We start from the raw sequence: 20,193 nt of genomic DNA on the forward strand, positions 1-20,193 counted from the left end.
TGCACAAAATATTTTAAAATATCTTAAGATATTCCACCTATTGTTAATTTATTAATCTTAATTGTAGGCTGACCAACACTAACAGGAACATTTTGTCCATCTTTTCCACAAATACCTAAACCGCTATCCATACATAAATCATTTCCGACCATAGAAATAGATTTCATTACATCAATTCCAGATCCTATAAGTGTAGCTCCTTTAATAGGATAGATAATTTTACCATTTTTAATCATATATGCTTCAGAAGTAGAAAAAACAAAATTTCCTGAAGTAATATCTACCTGACCACCACTAAAATTAACTGCATAAATACCTTCCTCTACACTTAAAATAATATCTTCACGTTTATCTATTCCGGGTAGTAAATATGTATTAGTCATACGTGGGATAGGGAGGCATGCGTATGACTCTCTACGTCCATTTCCTGTGCTTTTTTGATGCATTAAATGAGCATTTAACTTATCTTGTAAAAAAGACTTTAAAATTCCATTTTTTATTAAAATATTATATTGACTCGATGTTCCTTCATCATCAATATTAATTGATCCTCTACAATCAATTAACGTTCCATCATCTACAATAGTACATAGGTTAGAAGCAACTTCTTGACCTATTTTTTTAGAAAAAATAGATGTTTCTTTTCGAATAAAATCTCCTTCCAAGCCATGTCCAACAGCTTCATGAAAAACAATTCCTGGCCATCCTGATCCTAAAACTACCGGAAATAAACCAGCCGGGGATAATTTTGCTGATAGAGCAACTAAAGCAATACGAACTGCCTCTTTTGCCCAAAAATCTATTAATTTTTCACTATTTATTTTTTTTTTTATAAGATCATCAAATTTAAGCCTACCTCCTCCTCCGCTATAACCTTTTTCACGATTACTATTTTGCTCAACAATCACGCAAATAGTAACATTAATCAATGGGCGAATATCTTTTGAAATAAAGTCATTATCTGTAGAACCAACTACTATCTCTTCATATTCACAGGTAAGTGTTGCGTACACATCAATCACTCGAACATCTTGTTTTCTTGCTATGCAATCAATGGTATTTAAAATATAAATTTTTTTTTCAACAGAATATTTTTTTATTGAATTAATATTAGTGTAAAAATATGAATTATTCTTTATAGATAAGTTTTTTTTAAAAATACGATTTGATTTTGAAGGAAGCATGCTGCATACAGAGTTTGTACAATTAATTAAATTTTCTAATTTAATAGAATTAGTATAAGAAAAACTAGTAGAAAAATTTTTAACTATTCTAATTCCTACTCCTTCATCAAAAAAATAAGTTCCTTTTTTAATTATTTTATTATCTAAAATCCATACCTCTTGTTGTTTAGATTGAAAATAAATATCTCCAAAATCTACTTGACTATCTGACATAATATTTAGTAAAAAAAAAATATCATTTTCATTAAAATCATATTTATTAAATAAAAAATTCTTTTTAATATTTTTCATTAAAATTAATCTCTTTAAATCATTAATTAATAAAATATTATTATATAATATAAATATTATGTTTTAAAAAAAATTCTTAATTTGAATTTAAACTATCTGTCAAAAGAATACATAATTTTATATATATTTTATTAAAATATTTTTATAAAAACTACATAATTGATTTATTAAATGTTATTATACATAAATCTTATTAATTCATTTATAAAAACATATTCATAAAAAGGAAAATATATGAATCAGAAACTTAAAATCCTTCTAATAAACGGACCTAATCTAAATTTATTAGGCGAACGTGAACCTTCAATATATGGAAAAGAAACCTTACAGAAAATCATAAAAATAATAAAAAAAAAAGCTAACCAATTAAATACTAAAATATTTCATTTCCAATCTAACGCAGAACACAAGTTAGTAGAAAAAATACAAGAAAGTAGAAAAGCAGGGATACAATTCATAATAATAAATCCCGGTGCATTTGCACATACTAGCATATCTATGCGAGATGCATTTTTAGCAGTAAGAATTCCATTTTTTGAAATCCATATCTCCAATATATTTTCTAGAGAAAATTTTAGATCACATTCCTGGTTATCCGACATATCAAATGGAATTATATCTGGATTTGGTTCAGATGGATATATTTGGGCATTACGTACAGCAGTTAACATTTTAACAAAAAAATAACTGTATATTAAGATAGTAATATTTGCAAAAGTTTATAAATTTTCCTATAAAAATCTTTTAAAAAATAAAATTTATTGCTAGATTAATAAAATTTATTTTAATTTATTTATTTTTATAATAAATACTTAACTTTTTTCGTAATGTACCTCGACTAATTCCTAAAATTAACGCTGCTTTCGTTTGATTCCCTCTAGTATATTGCATGATACTATCAAACAACGGTTTCTCTATTTCAGATAAAAACATTTGATATAAATTATTTTCTTTTTTTTTAATAACGATTAAAAAAAAATTTTTTAAAGCAATTCTAATATAGTCAGTTAACGGAATATATGAAATTTCTTTATTAATCAAGTTTGATACAATAAATGGACTAGATTTTTTTCTACTTAACATAAAATTTACTTAATTTTATTAATATAAAAAACGATTAAAATAAAAATACAAAGAATTTTTGTTTGCTTGCAGGAAAATTAATGAAAAAAAATTCATAAAATTATTATACCAGATAAGTATATATTTTAAAATTTAGACATTCTATTTTTTATTTCATGGATTCATGTCTTCTATATATAACGAATTAATTAATATAATCATATCTATTGGTGGTGAGACTATCCAAATTCTTTGTATTCGAGTGATAGGATGAGAAAATTTTAACATTCTAGCATGAAGTGCCGGACGAGAAAAATCTAAAAATATTTTTAATAACTTATTTGAAAAATTAAAAACTTTTGGTTGTATACCTCTAGAATATACACTGTCCCCTAATACAGGATGACAGATAGATGAAAAATGTACTCTAATCTGATGCATACGACCAGTCTTTGTACGTACCCGAATATATGTGTAGTGATTAAATCTCACTATGATCTTATATTGAGTAATTGCTTCTTTTCCTCCTGAATTAATAGCCATTTTAGTACGATTAAACATATTTCTTTTAATAGGACTATTAATTTCTCCATTTTCCTCCATACGACCAATCACAATTACGTCATATTCTTTTATAACCTGACGTTTTTTAAATAATTTTATACAATATTGATATGAAAAAATAGTCTTGCTAATTAACAATAATCCTGTAGTATTTTTATCTAATCGATGAACAATTCCGGCTCTTGGAAGCTTCATATTATTTGGGTAATGATAAAGTATAGCGTTAAATAACGTTCCAGAGATATTTCCATATCCGGGGTGAACTACAAAATTACTAGGTTTATTCACTATCAATATTTCTGAATCCTCAAAAAAAATATCTAATGGTATATTTTCTTTATGAATAGAAATAAAATTTAATTGTTTCTTTATAGAAACAGATATTAAATCTTTTAAAAAAATTTTTTTTTTGGAATTTTAATTATAACATTATTAACTGAAACATATCCTAGTAAAATCATTTTTTTAATATATGAACGAGACACTGTAGAAATAAATTTTGTTAAAATTATGTCTAATCGAGAATTTTTATGAATTAATCTTGAAACTACAAAACTCATTTTTTTAAAATAATACATATTATACTCATTGGATTTAAAAATTTATTTATTCAAAATAAAAAATAATTCATTATAATAAACATTTTATCATTTAACTTTTAATAAAATATTTTAACAGAAATATCAAATTTTACATATAAAAAATTAAAATTTAAAAAAAATAATAAAATATTCATTTTATATATATTAATATTTTTTTATAAAATATATTATAATATTTACATATATCATTATGATATTTTTTAATACTATTTAAGAGTACTTTAAATATATGAAAACTGATGAAATTCGAACTATGTTTTTAAAATTTTTTAAAGAAAAAAAACACCATGTTGTTTCGAGTAGTTCTTTAATTCCTAAAAACGATGATACCTTGTTGTTTACAAATGCTGGTATGAATCAATTTAAAGACATATATTTAGGATATAAAAAAATTCGTCCGATATCTTATGCTAGTTCTCAATATTGCATTCGAACAGGTGGAAAACATGACGACTTTGAGAAAGTAGGATATGCACCTTATCATCATACATTATTTGAAATGTTAGGAAATTTTAGTTTCGGGGAATATTTTAAAGAAAAAGCTATCCAATATGCATGGGAGTTTTTAACTCATAAAAAATGGTTGGGATTATCTAAAGATAAAATTTGGATTACATACTATTACTGTGATCAAGAAACAAAAAATACTTGGTTAAATATTATTAAAATTCAATCCAATCATTTAATCGAAATACATGATCATGATAATGTTAAGTATAATTCTGATAATTTCTGGAAAATGGGGGATTCAGGTCCATGTGGACCTTGTACAGAAATTTTTTATGATACAAGAAAAAAAAATAAAAAAAATAAAATAATAAAAAATAATAAAGATTTACAAAAACATTGTATAGAAATATGGAATCTAGTATTCATGCAATTTAACCAAACTAAATCTAATAAATTAATTCCATTACCTATCTTATCAGTAGATACAGGAATGGGGTTAGAACGTATTTCCATAATTTTACAGAATGTTAGTTCTAGCTATAAAACTGATAACTTTTTAAAATTAATAGCATCTATACAAAAAAAAATAAATATTAAAAAAAAAAATAATATTGCATTAAGAATTATTGCCGATCATATAAGAACAACTGTATGTTTAATTTCTGAAGGAATATTACCTGGAAATGAAGGAAGAAGTTATGTATTAAGGAGAATAATACGACGTGCTCTAAGTCACGGGTATTTTATGGGAATACGCAATCCATTTTTTTATAAATTATCAAAAACTATTATTAATAGTATGAAAAATATAAATATAGAATTTAATATTTCTCGAAAAATAAATAATATAAAAAATATCTTACTTAATGAAGAAAGACAATTTCATTTTACCATAAAAAATGGAATGAAGAAATTAAAAAAAATAATCAAAAAAATAAAAAATAATCAATTATGTGAAAAAAAAATTTTTTATTTATACGAAACATTCGGTTTACCCATTGAAATAACTAAAGATATCTGTAAAGAAAAAAAAATATTCATTGACTCAAATAAATTAAATAAAATTATAAAATCTAATCAAAAGAAACAAAAAATAAAAAATAAAAAAAAAGTAAAAAAAAATTCATCTTTAATATTCATAACAAAAAAATCTATTTTTGATGGATATAGAGAATATATCAGAAAATCAAAAGTTGTTCAAATAATTCATAATAACTCAAGTCAGTCTAAATTATTAGATAATTCTATAGGGATTATTATCTTAAATATCACACCTTTTTATGGTGAATCTAGTGGTCAAATAGGGGATTCAGGGGAAATAAAAAATAAAAACGGAACATTTATTGTTCAAGATACTCAAAAATATAAAGATTATATTGCACATATCGGATTTATGAAAACTGGGACGATAAATATTAAAGATATTGTAACAGCTAAAATAAATATTAAAAAAAGAAGAATGATACAATCTAATCATACAAGTACACATTTACTACATGCAGCATTAAAAAAAATCTTTAACTCTAAAATAGTACAAAAAGGATCATTAATAAACGAACATCAATTAAGATTCGATTTTAGTTGTCATCAAGATATCACCGAAAAAATTATTAATGATTTAGATATTATTATAAATAAAAAAATTCAAAAAAATATTCCAATCAATACAATTACTACATCCTTTCAAAAAGCTAAAAAATATAATGCAGAATATTTGTTCTCTAAAAAATATAAAAAAACAGTCCGTTTAATTGAAATTAATAATTTTTCTATTGAATTATGTACAGGAACTCACCATACAGATACTGGTCAAATCGGGAGTTTTAAAATTATATCTTGTAAAAATATTGGAAAAAAAATAAAACGAATTATTGCAATAACTGGAATAAAGGTTATAAACTATTTATATGATATGATAAAAAAAGAAAAAAAAATCAATCAGCTATTCAAAACAAACAAAGAAAATACTTATCACTCTATCAAAAAACTATTTAAAAAAATTGAAAAAATAAAAAAAGAAAATGAAGAAATAAAAAAAAAAAATATTCAATATATTGCTAATAATTTATTAAAAACAGCAAAAACTTACAATAAAATACTTCTAATTATTCAAACAATATCAAATATTAAACATATACACCTTAGAATAATTTCTGATATTATTCAAAAAAAAATAAATTCAGCAATCATAATTCTAATTAATACTGATGCTCCAAAAATAACATTTTTAATTAGTGTTAGCCATAATGTTATTAATAACATACATGCGTTAGAAATAGCAAAAATACTCTTTCTGGTCTTACCTGGAAAAGGAGGAGGAAAAAAAAATATAGTAGAAGGAAGAATTATTAAAAATAATATTTCAATACAAGAATTAAAAAAAATAAAAGATATAATTTTAAAAAAAATAAAATAATAAATAATAATAAATTATAAAAACGCAATAAAAATTTATGAATTTTTTATTAAAAAATATTATTATGTAATTAAATTATATTTTTAAACTTAAAAAAAAAGGAATCACGGGAATGCTTATTTTAACTCGTCGAATTGGCGAAACATTGATAATCGGCGATGAAATAACAGTAACAATATTAGGAATTAAAGGAAATCAAATTCGTGTTGGTGTTAATGCACCTAAATCAATATCTGTACACCGAGAAGAAATATATAAAAGAATACAATTAGAAAAAAAAAAAATTACATAAAAATATAAAAATAAATACTGTATTTTGTATGTCAACAAAATACAGTAACGTTTACTAAAAATTTTAATTATTTAATTTTTAAAATTTTATTTGACTTATTGCATAAAATCTATAATATAATTATATTAAGTAATTTGAAAAAATATTAAAAATATTCAATAGGTGAGATGGCCGAGCGGTTTAAGGCGCTCCCCTGCTAAAGGAGTATGTATTTATATGCATCGAGGGTTCAAATCCCTCTCTCACCATAAAATAATATTATTTATGCATCCGTAGCTTAGTTGGATAGAGCACTCGGCTACGAACCGAGAGGTTGGAGGTTCGAATCCTTCCGGATGCATAAATAATATTATTTATAAAAATTTACTATATATCATAGTAAAACTTTTTAAAAATAAAAAATAAAATTTTTTAATATATTTCAGGTATGAAATTGTGTATATCCCTAGAATTTATTACAACCAAATAATCAATATTAATACAATAATAAAACTTAAAAAAAATACTATACATTATTGCATGAATGTTCTTAGATTAAAAATAGATAATATTATTCATTTATTTAATAATACTAATTATATTTTTATCTCTAAAATAATAGAAATGAAAAAAAAAAATATTATTGTTAAAATTATAAAAAAAAAAAAAAAAAATAACGAATCTCCAATCAATATTCATTTAGGTCAAATAATTTCTAAAAAAATGAATATTACAATTGAAAAATCAGTAGAATTAGGAGTACATACTATAACTCCTATTTTTCAAAAAAATAAATATTCCAACCAAGAATTAAAAAAAAACGTTACTAAAAAAATTCATCATTGGAAAAAAATAATTATTTCTGCCTGCGCGCAATCTCAAAGAAACATTTTACCAAAATTAAATCAACCGTCTACAATCAGTCAATGGTACAAATCTATTCCAAAAAAATCAAATAAAATTATTTTTACTGTTAATGCAAAAAAAAAAATATGCAATATTCCTTATAAAGATAAGGATATCTACATTTTAATAGGATCCGAAAAAGGATTTTCAAATAGCGAGGTTGAATATATTAAGAAAAGAAATTTTTTAAATATATCACTAGGGCCTAGAACTTTAAGAACAGAAACAGCTGGTATTGCTGCAATAACTGCATTACAGATATACTTTGGAGATATAAAATAAAAAATTATAAATCCATAAAAATATATAACTCTTCTGAAATGTAAAAATTATTCTTTAGGTAATGCCGAATTCATCATTTCATTTAAAATCATCATTCTTGATTTTAAATGTTTAACACAATGCATTGATTTTTGTTTTTCTACTTCTAATTCATAACATAGATTTAACGCAGTAATAAAAATTAACTGCTCAATATTCGATACACCCGTTTTTCCTTTTAATTCCTCTAAACGTTCATTTAAAATATTTGCTATATAATATAAATCTGAAGAATTTTTATCTGGACAATTTACACGTATACAACGCCCAAAAACTTCTATATCAATAGATTTTAATGACATAAACTGTTCTCAATAAATAATTAATTAAAAAATATAGTATACCTTTTATTCCTAATAACTTAATTTTTAAAAACATATTTATAAAATTTTAATTATAAATAAAATTCTTTAACTCCATTAGAATCACTAATTAATAGTACATCAGCTTTTCTAAAACAGAACAATCCTACTTCTACAACTCCAGGAATATTCTTTATTTGAAATTCTAAGTCAATCGAATAAAAAATATTTAAATCATATACATCAATAATATGATTGCCATTATCAGTAATAAAATTTTTTCTATATTTTGGAATACCTCCTAATTTTTTTATTTCTCGAGATACATACTTTAACGCCATAGGTATTACTTCAATAGGAATCGGATAATTATTAAATTTATTTACATACTTAGATTGATCTACAATACATAAAAATTTTTTTGAAGCGGATGCTATAATCTTTTCTCTTGTCAAAGCCCCCCCTCCTCCTTTAATCATTTCAAATGTAGAATTTACTTGATCAGCACTATCAATATAAATCGCTAAATCTTCTAATTCATTTAAATTAAATATAGGAATATTAAAAATTTTTAATAGATTATCTGAAACTGACGAACTAGATACCGCTCCTTTAATTAGGTGAGATATTGTAGATAATGCCTCAATGAAAAACCGTACCGTTGAACCAGACCCAATACCAATAATAGAATTTTTAGGAATATATGACAAAGCATATTGCGCAACAGACTTTTTTAACGTATCAGACATATATTCTCCATAATACATTAAAAATAATAATAAAAAAATATTCAATAATATTAAAAATATTTAAAAATAAATTTAATTATTATTAAAACTATTGATATTAAAAATATTTAAAAAAAAATAAAATTTAATTTTTTAAAAAAATTATTAATAAAATTAATTAAATTTTTATAAAAAGATAATAAAATCTTTATAAAAAATAAATTTTATATCTGGGGTACCTGGATTCGAACCAGGGATGCCGGTATCAAAAACCGGTGCCGTAACCTCTTGGCTATACCCCAATATTTATGATATTATAAATGAAAATATTAAAATAAATGATAATTTATACGGAAGGCGAGACTTGAACTCGCAAACTTTTCAGTGCCAGAACCTAAATCTGGTGCGTCTACCATTTTCGCCACTCCCGCAAAAAAAAATATAAAATATTATTTTTATGGCTACAACGAGAATCGAACTCGTGACCTCAGCGTTATGAGTGCTGCGCTCTAACCAACTGAGCTACATAGCCAAATTGTTATTGAATATTTTATTTGAATAATAATTTTACACAATTATAATCATTTTTACAATAAAAATTTAAAAATAAAATATTTTTTATTATAAAAATATAAAATATTAATTTTCATAATACATTAACTAAAATTATTAAAGGTATTTTTATGAAAACTAAAAAAAAAAATTTTATTACGAAAATAGTAGAAAAATCAATTCTTAAGCAACCACGTCGTAAAATAAAAACAAGATTTCCTCCTGAACCAAATGGTTATTTACATATAGGGCATGCAAAATCTATATATTTAAATTTTAATATCGCATATCGATACAAAGGAGAATGCCATTTAAGATTTGATGATACTAATCCAAAAAAAGAAAAAATCAAATACATTCATGCAATAAAAAAAGATATAAAATGGCTAGGTTTTAATTGGTACCAAAAACCAACATATACTTCAGATTATTTTGATAAATTATATAAATATGCTATTCAGTTAATCCGAAAAAATCTTGCGTATGTAGAAGAATTAAATCCACAAGAAATTAAAAAATATAGAGGAACATTAAAAAAATCTGGGAAAAATAGTCCCTTTAGAAATAGAACTATTCAAGAAAATTTAATTCTCTTTAAAAAAATGAAACTTGGGGTTTTCCCAGAAAAATCTATGTGCTTACGAGCAAAAATAAATATGGAATCTTCATCTATTATTTTACGAGATCCAATCTTATATCGAATTATTTTTTCTAAACACCATCGAACTCATAAAAAATGGTGCATTTATCCTATGTATGATTTTTCACACTGTATTGTAGATGCTTTAGAAAATATTACTCATTCTTTATGTACACTTGAATTTCAAGATAATCGAAAACTATACGAGTGGATATTAAAAAAATTAAACTTTAATAATAAAGTACCTTTTCAATACGAATTTTCTAAACTAAGTCTAGAATATACAATTCTATCTAAGAGGATATTAAAAGAATTGATCAAATCTAAACTAATAAAAGGATGGAAAGATCCAAGATTATATACATTATCAGGATTACGAGAAAAAGGATACACTAGTACTGCTATTAAAAATTTCTGCAAAAAAGTAGGAGTTACTAAACAACAAAATACTATCGAGTTAAATTTATTAGAATCATGTATTCGCAATGATTTAAACCAATCCTCTCCTAGAAGAATGGCTATAATTAATCCTATTAAAATTATCATTATAAACCTTGAAAAAAACCATACTGAAAATTTACAAGCACCAAATCATCCTCAAATAAAAGATATGGGAAAAAGAACCATTATTTTTTCTAAAGAAATATATATTGATAAAGAAGATTTTTGCAAAAAACAAAAAAAAAATTATAAGGGATTAGTATTAGGAAAAAAAGTTCAATTAAAGTATGCATATACAATAAAAGCAAAAAAAATTTTAAAAAATAAAAAAAACAAAAATATCATTATTTTATGTAAATATTATCCTAAAGAAACAAAACAATATAAAAAATATAATATAATTCACTGGGTGTCTACTAAAAATTCTATTCCAGTTCAATTTCAATTATTTGATGTACTATTTAAATCTAAATTCCCAGAAAAAGAAGATGATATCATGAAATTCTATAATCCTAAATCATATATCATAAAAAATGGATATGTTGAATCTATTGTGAAAAAAGAAATAATCAAACATGCTTATCAATTTGAAAGAATTGGATATTTTTTAAAAAAAAAACAAAAAGAAAAAAATAAAATTATTATTTTTAATAGAATTGTATCATTAAAAAATAAATATAAAAATTTTTCTTAATTAATATTTTTAATTTTAATTAAATATTTTTAAGTAAATTTCTTTACTGATCATTATAAGTAAAATAAAAATATTTTTTTTACTTTTTTTTATAGTAAAATAAACTATAAATATAGTAGTTCTAGGAAAGAAAGTAATTACATATAAGAATTTTTTTTAAAATTTTTTTAAAAAATAAAAATCATATTTTATATATATAAATTTTTATAATTAAAAAAATAAATTATTAAATAAAAATCACTCATATATTTTTATTAAAAATATTTTTAAAAATATAAAAAAATTATTTTTATAAAAATTCATTAAATACATTGAGAAAAAAATGTCAAAAATAAAAAAAATATTTTCTAGAGAAATTCTAGATTCTAGAGGATATCCTACTATTGAAACTGAAGTTCATTTAAATAGCGGGCATATTGGACGCTCTTCTGTCCCATCAGGCGCTTCAACTGGATCCAAAGAAGCATTAGAATTAAGAGATGGTGAAGTAAATCGTTTTTTTGGAAAAGGGGTACAAAAAGCAGTAAAATATATTAATAAAAATCTCTCAAAAGCATTATTTAATAAAATAGCTGATCATCAAAAAGAAATAGATTATTTTATGATTGAATTGGATGGGACAAAAAATAAATCAAAATTTGGAGCCAATACCATTCTTTCTGTTTCTTTATCAATAGCAAAAGCTGTTGCATCTCAAAAAAATATACCATTTTATTCATATATTTCCCATCTAAATAATTCAAAAAATCAATTTTCTATTCCATTACCAATGGTAAATATCATTAATGGAGGCGCTCACGCTAATAACAATATTGATATTCAAGAGTTTATGATACAACCAATTGGAGCTAAAAATATAAAACAAGCTGTTCAAATAAGTTCAGAAATTTTTCACAAATTAGGTATAATTCTAAAAGAAAAAGGACATTCAACTTGTGTTGGAGATGAAGGAGGATATGCTCCTAATTTAAAATCTAACGAAGAAACTTTGTCTATTATTAGTTTAGCGGTAGAACAAGCAGGATATAGTCTAGGGGAAGAAGTAGCTTTTGCAATAGATTGCGCTGCTTCAGAAATATTTAATAAAAATACGAATAGATATCAGTTAAAAAGTGAAAAAAAAGAATTTACTTCTCAAGAATTCACTCATTATCTAGAAGAATTAACTAAAAAGTATCCAATTATATCTATAGAAGATGGGCAACATGAAAATGATTTAGAAGGATTTATATACCAAACAAAAATTTTAGGAAAAAAAATACAACTTGTTGGAGATGATTTGTTTGTAACTAACAAAAAAATTCTAAAAAAGGGAATTAAAAATAAAATTGCAAATTCTATTTTAATTAAACTAAATCAAATAGGAACCTTAACTGAAACATTAGAAACGATTCAATTAGCAAAAAAAAATCAGTATTCTACAATAATATCACATCGATCAGGGGAAACTGAAGATACTAGTATTTCTGATCTTGCTGTAGGAACATCAGCCGGTCAAATAAAAACAGGATCAGTATGTAGATCTGAGCGAACAGCAAAATATAATAGACTTATTAGAATAGAAGAATTTTTACCACTTCAAAAAGAAACATTCAAAAAAAAAATTGATCACTTTAATATACTTAAAAAAAATTTTTAAAAACATATTTATTGAAAATAAATAATCTATCCTAAATAGAGGGGGCCTGAAATCCCCTCTCTTACTATTAAAATAATAAAAATATCTTCTTAAAAATAAATTTCTCCAAAAAATATTTTAATTAAAATTAAATTTTTAAAAAATCGTTCAATAACTGAATCACGTATTGAGGAATAATATTCTTAATCTAATAAAAATAAAAAATAAAAAAATAATTATTCCCATGAAATAAAAGCTAAAATATCATGTACTACAACATAAAAAATCAAAAAAATATTAAATTAATAATAATTTGTAAAATTAAAAAATCTTTTAAAATTATTTCATGTTAACACAGTTATATAATTTTTACTAAATATCGTTTGTTATAACTCCAGTAAATCAAATTATCTTCATGAGGTATATATGAAAAAAAAAAATATAATATTAATAGACGGAAACTACTGTTTATACCAAACCTATTTTTCTTTTAAAAAATTAAAAAATGATTCAAAACATCCGACTGGAGTATTATATGGATATATTAAAATATTAAATATATTAATAACTAAATTCTATCCTAAAAAAATAATTATTGCATTTGACTCTTCGGTTCAAACTTTTAGACATAAATTATATAAAAAATATAAAATTAATAGACCAGCTATGCCTGATGATTTAAAAAAACAAATTTCTCCATTAAAAAAAATTATTCAATACTTAGGAATACCTGCAATTAAAGTTAATAATTTTGAAGCAGATGACATAATAGGAACTTTATCAGATAAATTTATAAAAAAAAAATATTATGTATTAATATACAGTGCTGATAAAGATATGCTTCAACTAATTAACAAAAATGTTTCTATTATACCCGGAACTATAAAAAAAGATATACTTAATCAAAATGACGTCTATAAAAAATTTGGTATAAAATCAGAATGTATAGCCGATTTTTTGGGATTAGTTGGAGATATTTCTGATAATATCCCTGGAGTCCCGGGGATAGGAAAAAAAACAGCAGCTATTCTTTTAAAGAATTTTTTATCTGTTAAAAAAATTTATCAAAATATATCACAAATATCTACTCTAAAAATTAGAAATTATAAAAAAATAATAATCAATTTAAAAAAAAATAAAAATCAAGCTCTATTATCATCTAAACTAACCACTATTGATAAAAATATCAAATTAGATAACTTGCATGATATATTTCAAAATTGTCAATTAAATCTTTCAAAACTAAAAAAAAAATTAAAATATTATCAACTAAAAAAATATTTACAAGATATAGATCTTAATCAATTTCCTATAATTAATATATATCACAAAAAAAAAAATAAAAAAAAAAAAATTGAAATTACAAATAAAAAAATACTTACTAATATTATAAAAAAAATAATTAAAAAAAAAATATTTTCTATAGCAATAACATTTAGAAAAAAAAATTTTTTTATTGCAATTACTTTAAAAAAAAATTATACATGGTGGTATTCCTGCAATTCAACGAAAAAAAAGAATAAAGAAATTAATAAAAAAATCATACTAAAAATGCTTAAACCTATATTAGAAAATAATAAATATAAAAAAATAGGAAATGATCTAAAAAAAATTTTTTGATTTTTTAAAAAATTTAATATTAAATTAAACGGGATTTAATTTAATCTCTCAATAATTAATTATTTTTATCAATTACAAAATAAAAATAACCAAAAATTAAAAAATATTAAAAAAAAAAAAAATACAGAATATTTTAAAAAAAAAAAAATAAATTTTTTAATTCAAGACACACTTATCTCATTTAAACGATATGACGAAGAAAAAAAAAAATATATCCAAAATTTTAATAAACAAATATTTCAATTGATTGATATGCCTTTATTAACAGTATTGACAACAATAGAAAATAATGGAGTTTTAATAAAAAAAACAATATTAAAAAAACAAAAAAAAAAAATCACTAAGACAATAAAAAAAATAAAAAAAAATATATATTTACTAAACAAGAAAAAATTTAATATTAACTCTCTAAATCAATTAAAAAAAATATTATTTGATAAATACCACCTGCCTCATATTTTAACAACAAAAAAAGGCCAAATTTCTATTAACGATAAAGTACTCGAAAAATTATCTAAAATCCATAAATTACCTAAAATGATTTTACAATATAGGATACTAAACAAAATTAAAAATACTTATTTAAAAAATTTAATTAACTCAATAAATAAAAAAACTAAAAGAATACATACTACATACCACCAAACATCTACATCAACAGGAAGATTATCTTCTAGTAATCCAAATTTACAAAATATTCCTATAAAAACAAAACTAGGACGAAAAATTAGAATTGCATTTATAGTAAAAAAAAAATGGTTATTAATAACTGCAGATTACTCGCACATTGAATTAAAGATTATTGCACACTATTCGCAAGACAAAAATTTAATACAAGATTTATCAAAAAATAATGATGTACATAAAAATACGGCGAGTCATATTTTTAAACTTCCCACTGAAAAAATCCTACCGTTGCATAGAAATATAGCAAAAACTATAAATTTTTCTATATTATATGGAATTAGTCCTTTTGGATTATCCCAAAAACTAAACATTTCAATATTAGAAGCAAGAAAATATATTATTTCCTATTTTAAAAAATATAAAAAACTTAAAAAATATATTATAGAAACATACAACGCTGCAAAAAAAGAAGAATCAATTACAACACTATTTGGAAGAAAAATATATATCCCTAATATTAATTCAAAAAATACGATTTTAAAAAAAAATGCTAAACGTTTTTGTATTAACTCAATTATACAAAATACAGCATCCGATATTATAAAAAAAGCTATGATTCATATAGATGATACTTTTAAAAAAAAATTTTTAAATGATGCTAAAATAATTATGCAAATACATGATGAGTTAATATTTGAAATTAAAGAAGAAAAAAAAAGCATTTTAATACCAATTATTAAGTATCATATGGAGCAAAGCACTCAATTAATTTTACCTCTTAATGTTGTGATAAAAACTGGAAAAAACTGGAAAGAAATAAAAAAATTATGTTAAAGAAAATTAAGAAGATGAATACCATTCAGATAATTTACTTTCTATAATAGGCATATTAACCATATTAAACTTAGAAAAACTACATATAATAACATTCATGTGTAAAGATAATAATTTTTTGTATACATTTAAAACTATTTTTTTTTCTTCTTGTTTAGAAACTTTATCACTTTTTGTTAAAATTATTAAAACAGGAAGTAATCTTTGCTTTATGATTTTCAAAATCAATTGATCTATAGGTTTTATAGAGTGACGAATATCAGAAAGTAAAACAACTCCTTTTAAACACTGTCTCTTTTTTAAATAAAAAAATAAACTTTTTGTAAGAGATATTTTATTATCACGACCTATTTTAGAATATCCATAACCAGGGAAATCAATGATTCTAAAATCTGAAAAAACGCTAAAAAAATTTATAGTACTAGTACTCCCTGGAAATTTACTAATACGTGCTAATTTTTTTTTTTTAGTCAAACAATTAATAATACTAGATTTTCCAACATTAGAATAACCTAAAAAAGCAACTTCTATTCCTAAAAAATCTTTTAAAGTATTAAAGTCAACAATACTTTTTAAAAAAAAGGTTCTATCGAATTTTATATTATTCAAATTTATGTTATCCTTATTAACTAATAAATCTATTAATAAATAAAAATAAATATTAACTCTATCTACTATTATCAATTGTATCCTACAAAATAATATTTTTTAATAGATTGTTAATAAATAAAAACAAGTTATATACTAAAAAACTTCTATGAAATTGTCTAAAATAATTCAATTAACTTTTAATAAAATAAATTAAAAAAATGATATTATTTAAAAATTCTTATAAATCATTGTATTTTTTATATAACTATTTAAAATTAGGTATTTGTATGAAGAAAATCATCAAAAACATTGCAATTATTGCTCATGTTGATCACGGAAAAACAACATTACTCGATCAATTACTGCAGCAATCCGGTACATTTAAACAGCATGAAGAGAAAATCGACAGAATTATGGATTCTCATGAATTAGAAAAAGAACGAGGAATTACAATTTCTTCAAAACATACTTCCATCAAATGGAAAAATTATCATATCAATATTATTGATACACCTGGGCATGCAGATTTTGGAGGAGAAGTAGAGAGAATATTATCTATGGTAGATTCTGTTTTACTCGTAGTAGATGCTTTTGAAGGTCCAATGCCGCAAACAAGATACGTTACAAAAAAATCATTTTTATATAAAATTAAACCAATAGTAATAATTAATAAAATGGATCGACCAACAACACGACCAGATTGGGTCATTAACCAAATATTTGATCTATTCGTGAATCTATCAGCTAGTGATGAGCAACTTGATTTCCCTGTTATATACACTTCTGCCTTATTAGGAAGATCTGGAAATCAGCCAGATAAAATGAAAAATAGTATGAAACCACTTCTAAATGCTATTATTAAATATACTCCAAATCCTATTATATCACAAAAAAAATTTTTTCAAATGCAAATATCACAACTAGATTTTAATAATTATTTTGGGATGATTGGTATTGGAAAAATACAACAAGGCAATTTAAAAACAGGTCAAAATGTTGCTATCTTAAGAAATAAAAAAAAAATATATATTGGAAAAATTAATAATATTTTAAAATTTCAGGGATTAAAAAAAAAAAAAATCAAAAAGGCATATGCAGGTGACATTATTGCAATTACAGGACTACATAACATCTCAATTTCTGATACTATTTGTGATCCAAATTTTTTACATCCGTTACCAAATTTAAAAATTGATAAACCTACAGTTAAAATGTTTTTTTGCGTCAATCAATCACCCTTTTGTGGAAAGGAAGGTAAGTATATTACCTCGCGTCAAATTTTAAAACGTTTAAAAAAAGAAACTATAAAAAATATTTCCCTAGAAATATCTGAAACTAAAGATTCAAATATTTTTTCTGTTTCAGGTAGAGGAGAATTGCATTTATCAATTTTATTAGAACAATTGCGTAGAGAACAATTTGAAATAGAGGTATCTAGACCTACTGTTATATTAAAAAATAAAAATAATACTGTAACAGAACCATTTGAAATAGTATTATTAGATGTTGAAAAAAACCATCAGGGAGCGTTAATAAGAAAATTAGGTGAATTAAGAGGGGATATTCAGAAAATTACAAATAATGAATACAATAGAATTCAAATTGAATGTATTTTATCTAGTAGATCATTAATTGGTTTTAGATCAGAGTTCATGAATATGACTTCAGGAAGTGGTACTTTTTTTTCTTCAATTAATCATTACGGACCAATACAAAACAAAACATTTGGACAAAGAAAAAATGGAGTACTAATATCTAAAAGTACTGGAACAGCAGTTTCTTTCGCAATTAATAACTTACAAAATAGAGGAAAAATGTTCATTAAACACGGTGAACCGGTTTATGAAGGACAAATTATTGGAATACACAATAGATCTAATGATTTAACAGTAAATTGCTTAACTGGAAAAAAATTAACAAATATGCGTGCTTCAGGTACCGATGAAGCTATTAATCTTATACCGCCAATAAAAGTTACACTAGAATATGCTCTAAATTTTGTTAATGATGATGAATTAATAGAAATTACCCCTCAATCAATCAGGTTTAGAAAAATCCACTTAAAAGAAAATGAAAGAAAAAAAAATAAAAAAAATAATCTATATATATCTGAAAAATAATATAACTTAAGCATAAATATTTTATTATAATCATAATATTTAAAAGAGAATCTTTATAATTAAAAGATTCTTTTTTTATACAAAAAACTTATTTTATTAAATAAAATATCCTAAATTAAAAATTTTTTATAAACATTAAAGCTATAATTCATAAACTTACATATATTATATATACAAAAATATATCATCATTTTACATAAAAACTTACTATAAAATAAAAATATATTTTCAGAAAAATAATGTTAATCATATATACATGATAAGATATTATTGTAAACATATATTTATTAGAGCTACTTAAAAAATTATTCTTTTAAATATGATATATTTTAAAAAATAACTCTGGACATGATAATATAGAAAAAATATGCTGTTTATTAAAAAAAATTTTTTTCATACGAACTTGTAATAATGTCTTTTTTGGATATACGTGTGTCCATGACAATACTATACCAATATTATATTTAAAATTAAATTTATCAGTATACTGTACATGCTCACATATTCTTGGAATATGTAAACTGGAATTATTTCCAATTAATGAACAAATAATAAATTTATTTAACTGTTTATTTTCAAACTTACAAAGAAATTCTTGTCCATAATAACAGCCCTTATTAAAACTAATAGCATTCCATTTTTTTAAATTTAATGTTTGTAGTATAAACCTACCAGAAGTTTTCATTCCTAAAATTGGAAAACCTTCCTCTATATCAAGAGAAGACCACTGAATAGAATTACTAAATTTAAAACTTCTTTTAATAGAGTTCAAAAAATCAATTGATTCAGTTTGAGGAACTAGAATTAAAAATCTTTCAAAAATAAAATTAAATTTCAAAATAATTAAATTTTTAAAAATTAAAATATTTTTTTTATTACTAAAATTGATAGTAAAGATATTCTGTAATAACCCTTTAGTATTAAACCCGCATAATCCAAATAAACGAAAATTTTTTTCTTTTGTAATATTAACTTTAGAAAATAAAGAATATTTTTTTAATTCAGTGATATGTTTTTTAAATATTTCAGAACGAATAATATAAAAATAACAATTAATATAAGAAAATATTAAAAAAGAAGTCCATACTTTTCCATTAATATTACAATGAGCTCCAATTTTATATTCATTATTATGAATTAAATTCATATCTATAGTAAATTGACTATTTAAATATTTTTTTTTATCTGAACCTGTTACACGAACTATACACCATTGATCTAATTCCATACATGTAGCAGGTAAATCAGAGCTTAAGTAAATAACTGAATCAACAGAATAATTTGTATTCATCAAAAAAATTTCTCCTATAAATATACATATACATAAAGTAATTGATATTTACATCCAAAATATTATAT

The 20,193-nt window shown here is 22.4% G+C and carries 17 protein-coding genes and 5 tRNA genes; 11 read left to right on the plus strand and 11 right to left on the minus strand.

The genetic code is table 11. From position 1 onward, the window contains the following. Nucleotides 1-23: 23 nt before the first annotated feature. On the minus strand, nt 24-1,475 hold the full coding sequence (gene tldD, locus EAO23_RS01295; RefSeq protein ID WP_158349134.1) for a metalloprotease TldD: 1,452 nt from the start codon (nt 1,473-1,475) through the stop codon (nt 24-26). Nucleotides 1,476-1,709: 234 nt separating this feature from the next. Between tldD and aroQ the strand changes: the two genes are divergently transcribed. Further along, nucleotides 1,710-2,162 (plus strand): type II 3-dehydroquinate dehydratase, encoded by a 453-nt coding sequence (gene aroQ, locus EAO23_RS01300; RefSeq protein WP_158349135.1) that lies wholly within the window; start codon nt 1,710-1,712, stop codon nt 2,160-2,162. 102 nt (nt 2,163-2,264) lie between these two features. On the opposite strand, the gene EAO23_RS01305 is transcribed toward aroQ, so the two are convergent. From EAO23_RS01305 to EAO23_RS02070, 3 genes are all read right to left on the minus strand, one after another. Then, nucleotides 2,265-2,558 (minus strand): helix-turn-helix domain-containing protein, encoded by a 294-nt coding sequence (locus EAO23_RS01305; protein WP_158349136.1) that lies wholly within the window; start codon nt 2,556-2,558, stop codon nt 2,265-2,267. A gap of 153 nt (nt 2,559-2,711) precedes the next feature. Further along, nucleotides 2,712-3,503: an RluA family pseudouridine synthase gene (locus EAO23_RS01310; protein WP_331850911.1), complete on the minus strand. Its 792-nt coding sequence runs from the start codon at nt 3,501-3,503 to the stop codon at nt 2,712-2,714. Continuing rightward, nucleotides 3,494-3,679, minus strand: a complete 186-nt coding sequence (locus EAO23_RS02070; protein ID WP_231996015.1) for a S4 domain-containing protein — start codon at nt 3,677-3,679, stop codon at nt 3,494-3,496. The genes EAO23_RS01310 and EAO23_RS02070 overlap by 10 nt, the downstream gene beginning before the upstream one ends. A 253-nt stretch (nt 3,680-3,932) precedes the next feature. Between EAO23_RS02070 and alaS the strand changes: the two genes are divergently transcribed. The 5 genes from alaS to EAO23_RS01335 all read left to right on the plus strand — a co-directional run bounded on the left by alaS (nt 3,933) and on the right by EAO23_RS01335 (nt 8,028). Continuing rightward, nucleotides 3,933-6,569, plus strand: a complete 2,637-nt coding sequence (gene alaS / locus EAO23_RS01315; RefSeq protein ID WP_158349137.1) for an alanine--tRNA ligase — start codon at nt 3,933-3,935, stop codon at nt 6,567-6,569. A 112-nt stretch (nt 6,570-6,681) separates the two neighbouring features. After that, a complete protein-coding gene (gene csrA / locus EAO23_RS01320) occupies nt 6,682-6,861 on the plus strand; it encodes a carbon storage regulator CsrA (RefSeq protein ID WP_158349138.1) in 180 nt (59 codons plus the stop codon). A 161-nt stretch (nt 6,862-7,022) separates the two neighbouring features. Further along, a tRNA-Ser gene (locus EAO23_RS01325) sits at nt 7,023-7,109 on the plus strand. 18 nt (nt 7,110-7,127) lie between these two features. Further along, nucleotides 7,128-7,201: transfer RNA gene (locus EAO23_RS01330), tRNA-Arg, on the plus strand. A gap of 95 nt (nt 7,202-7,296) precedes the next feature. Next, on the plus strand, nt 7,297-8,028 hold the full coding sequence (locus tag EAO23_RS01335) for a 16S rRNA (uracil(1498)-N(3))-methyltransferase (RefSeq protein ID WP_231996016.1): 732 nt from the start codon (nt 7,297-7,299) through the stop codon (nt 8,026-8,028). 47 nt (nt 8,029-8,075) lie between these two features. Here the strand turns inward: EAO23_RS01335 and zapA are convergent, their stop codons facing one another. The 5 genes from zapA to EAO23_RS01360 all read right to left on the minus strand — a co-directional run bounded on the left by zapA (nt 8,076) and on the right by EAO23_RS01360 (nt 9,629). After that, entirely contained in the window at nt 8,076-8,369 is a 294-nt protein-coding gene (zapA, locus tag EAO23_RS01340; RefSeq protein WP_158349140.1) for a cell division protein ZapA, read from the minus strand. Nucleotides 8,370-8,461: 92 nt separating this feature from the next. Beyond that, a complete protein-coding gene (gene rpiA, locus EAO23_RS01345; protein ID WP_158349141.1) occupies nt 8,462-9,118 on the minus strand; it encodes a ribose-5-phosphate isomerase RpiA in 657 nt (218 codons plus the stop codon). Between the two features lie 209 nt (nt 9,119-9,327). After that, nucleotides 9,328-9,399 (minus strand) — tRNA-Gln (locus EAO23_RS01350). Nucleotides 9,400-9,446: 47 nt separating this feature from the next. Then, nucleotides 9,447-9,528: transfer RNA gene (locus tag EAO23_RS01355), tRNA-Leu, on the minus strand. 27 nt (nt 9,529-9,555) lie between these two features. Then, nucleotides 9,556-9,629 (minus strand) — tRNA-Met (locus EAO23_RS01360). 151 nt (nt 9,630-9,780) lie between these two features. Here EAO23_RS01360 and EAO23_RS01365 point away from each other — a divergent pair. The 4 genes from EAO23_RS01365 to EAO23_RS02080 all read left to right on the plus strand — a co-directional run bounded on the left by EAO23_RS01365 (nt 9,781) and on the right by EAO23_RS02080 (nt 16,123). Further along, entirely contained in the window at nt 9,781-11,424 is a 1,644-nt protein-coding gene (locus EAO23_RS01365) for a glutamine--tRNA ligase/YqeY domain fusion protein (protein WP_158349142.1), read from the plus strand. A 322-nt stretch (nt 11,425-11,746) separates the two neighbouring features. Beyond that, nucleotides 11,747-13,063 carry a phosphopyruvate hydratase gene (eno, locus tag EAO23_RS01370; RefSeq protein WP_158349143.1) on the plus strand — a complete coding sequence of 439 codons (1,317 nt, stop codon included), beginning with the start codon at nt 11,747-11,749 and terminating at the stop codon, nt 13,061-13,063. Nucleotides 13,064-13,468: 405 nt separating this feature from the next. Then, nucleotides 13,469-14,662, plus strand: coding sequence for a 5'-3' exonuclease (locus tag EAO23_RS02075; protein ID WP_231996017.1), 1,194 nt, complete (start codon nt 13,469-13,471; stop codon nt 14,660-14,662). Between the two features lie 252 nt (nt 14,663-14,914). Beyond that, a complete protein-coding gene (locus tag EAO23_RS02080; protein ID WP_231996018.1) occupies nt 14,915-16,123 on the plus strand; it encodes a DNA polymerase in 1,209 nt (402 codons plus the stop codon). Between the two features lie 6 nt (nt 16,124-16,129). On the opposite strand, the gene yihA is transcribed toward EAO23_RS02080, so the two are convergent. Beyond that, nucleotides 16,130-16,732, minus strand: a complete 603-nt coding sequence (gene yihA / locus EAO23_RS01380; RefSeq protein WP_172575453.1) for a ribosome biogenesis GTP-binding protein YihA/YsxC — start codon at nt 16,730-16,732, stop codon at nt 16,130-16,132. Nucleotides 16,733-17,001: 269 nt separating this feature from the next. Between yihA and typA the strand changes: the two genes are divergently transcribed. Next, nucleotides 17,002-18,834 (plus strand): translational GTPase TypA, encoded by a 1,833-nt coding sequence (typA, locus tag EAO23_RS01385; RefSeq protein WP_158349145.1) that lies wholly within the window; start codon nt 17,002-17,004, stop codon nt 18,832-18,834. A 313-nt stretch (nt 18,835-19,147) separates the two neighbouring features. Here the strand turns inward: typA and ygfZ are convergent, their stop codons facing one another. Then, nucleotides 19,148-20,125 (minus strand): tRNA-modifying protein YgfZ, encoded by a 978-nt coding sequence (gene ygfZ / locus EAO23_RS01390; protein ID WP_158349146.1) that lies wholly within the window; start codon nt 20,123-20,125, stop codon nt 19,148-19,150. Nucleotides 20,126-20,193 lie beyond the last annotated feature (68 nt).

Source organism: Buchnera aphidicola (Cinara strobi) (assembly GCF_900560745.1).
GTDB classification, from domain to species: Bacteria; Pseudomonadota; Gammaproteobacteria; order Enterobacterales; family Enterobacteriaceae; genus Buchnera_F; species Buchnera_F aphidicola_AJ.

What these genes read in the sequence shown, in the direction of transcription:
- EAO23_RS02070 (WP_231996015.1), bottom strand. Translation starts at nt 3,679, where the DNA reads ATGTATTATTTTAAAAAAATGAGTTTTGTAGTTTCAAGATTAATTCAT.
- eno (WP_158349143.1), top strand. Translation starts at nt 11,747, where the DNA reads ATGTCAAAAATAAAAAAAATATTTTCTAGAGAAATTCTAGATTCTAGA.
- typA (WP_158349145.1), top strand. Translation starts at nt 17,002, where the DNA reads ATGAAGAAAATCATCAAAAACATTGCAATTATTGCTCATGTTGATCAC.
- EAO23_RS02080 (WP_231996018.1), top strand. Translation starts at nt 14,915, where the DNA reads ATGCCTTTATTAACAGTATTGACAACAATAGAAAATAATGGAGTTTTA.
- csrA (WP_158349138.1), top strand. Translation starts at nt 6,682, where the DNA reads ATGCTTATTTTAACTCGTCGAATTGGCGAAACATTGATAATCGGCGAT.
- EAO23_RS01305 (WP_158349136.1), bottom strand. Translation starts at nt 2,558, where the DNA reads ATGTTAAGTAGAAAAAAATCTAGTCCATTTATTGTATCAAACTTGATT.
- rpiA (WP_158349141.1), bottom strand. Translation starts at nt 9,118, where the DNA reads ATGTCTGATACGTTAAAAAAGTCTGTTGCGCAATATGCTTTGTCATAT.
- zapA (WP_158349140.1), bottom strand. Translation starts at nt 8,369, where the DNA reads ATGTCATTAAAATCTATTGATATAGAAGTTTTTGGGCGTTGTATACGT.
- alaS (WP_158349137.1), top strand. Translation starts at nt 3,933, where the DNA reads ATGAAAACTGATGAAATTCGAACTATGTTTTTAAAATTTTTTAAAGAA.
- ygfZ (WP_158349146.1), bottom strand. Translation starts at nt 20,125, where the DNA reads ATGAATACAAATTATTCTGTTGATTCAGTTATTTACTTAAGCTCTGAT.
- EAO23_RS02075 (WP_231996017.1), top strand. Translation starts at nt 13,469, where the DNA reads ATGAAAAAAAAAAATATAATATTAATAGACGGAAACTACTGTTTATAC.
- tldD (WP_158349134.1), bottom strand. Translation starts at nt 1,475, where the DNA reads ATGAAAAATATTAAAAAGAATTTTTTATTTAATAAATATGATTTTAAT.
- EAO23_RS01365 (WP_158349142.1), top strand. Translation starts at nt 9,781, where the DNA reads ATGAAAACTAAAAAAAAAAATTTTATTACGAAAATAGTAGAAAAATCA.
- aroQ (WP_158349135.1), top strand. Translation starts at nt 1,710, where the DNA reads ATGAATCAGAAACTTAAAATCCTTCTAATAAACGGACCTAATCTAAAT.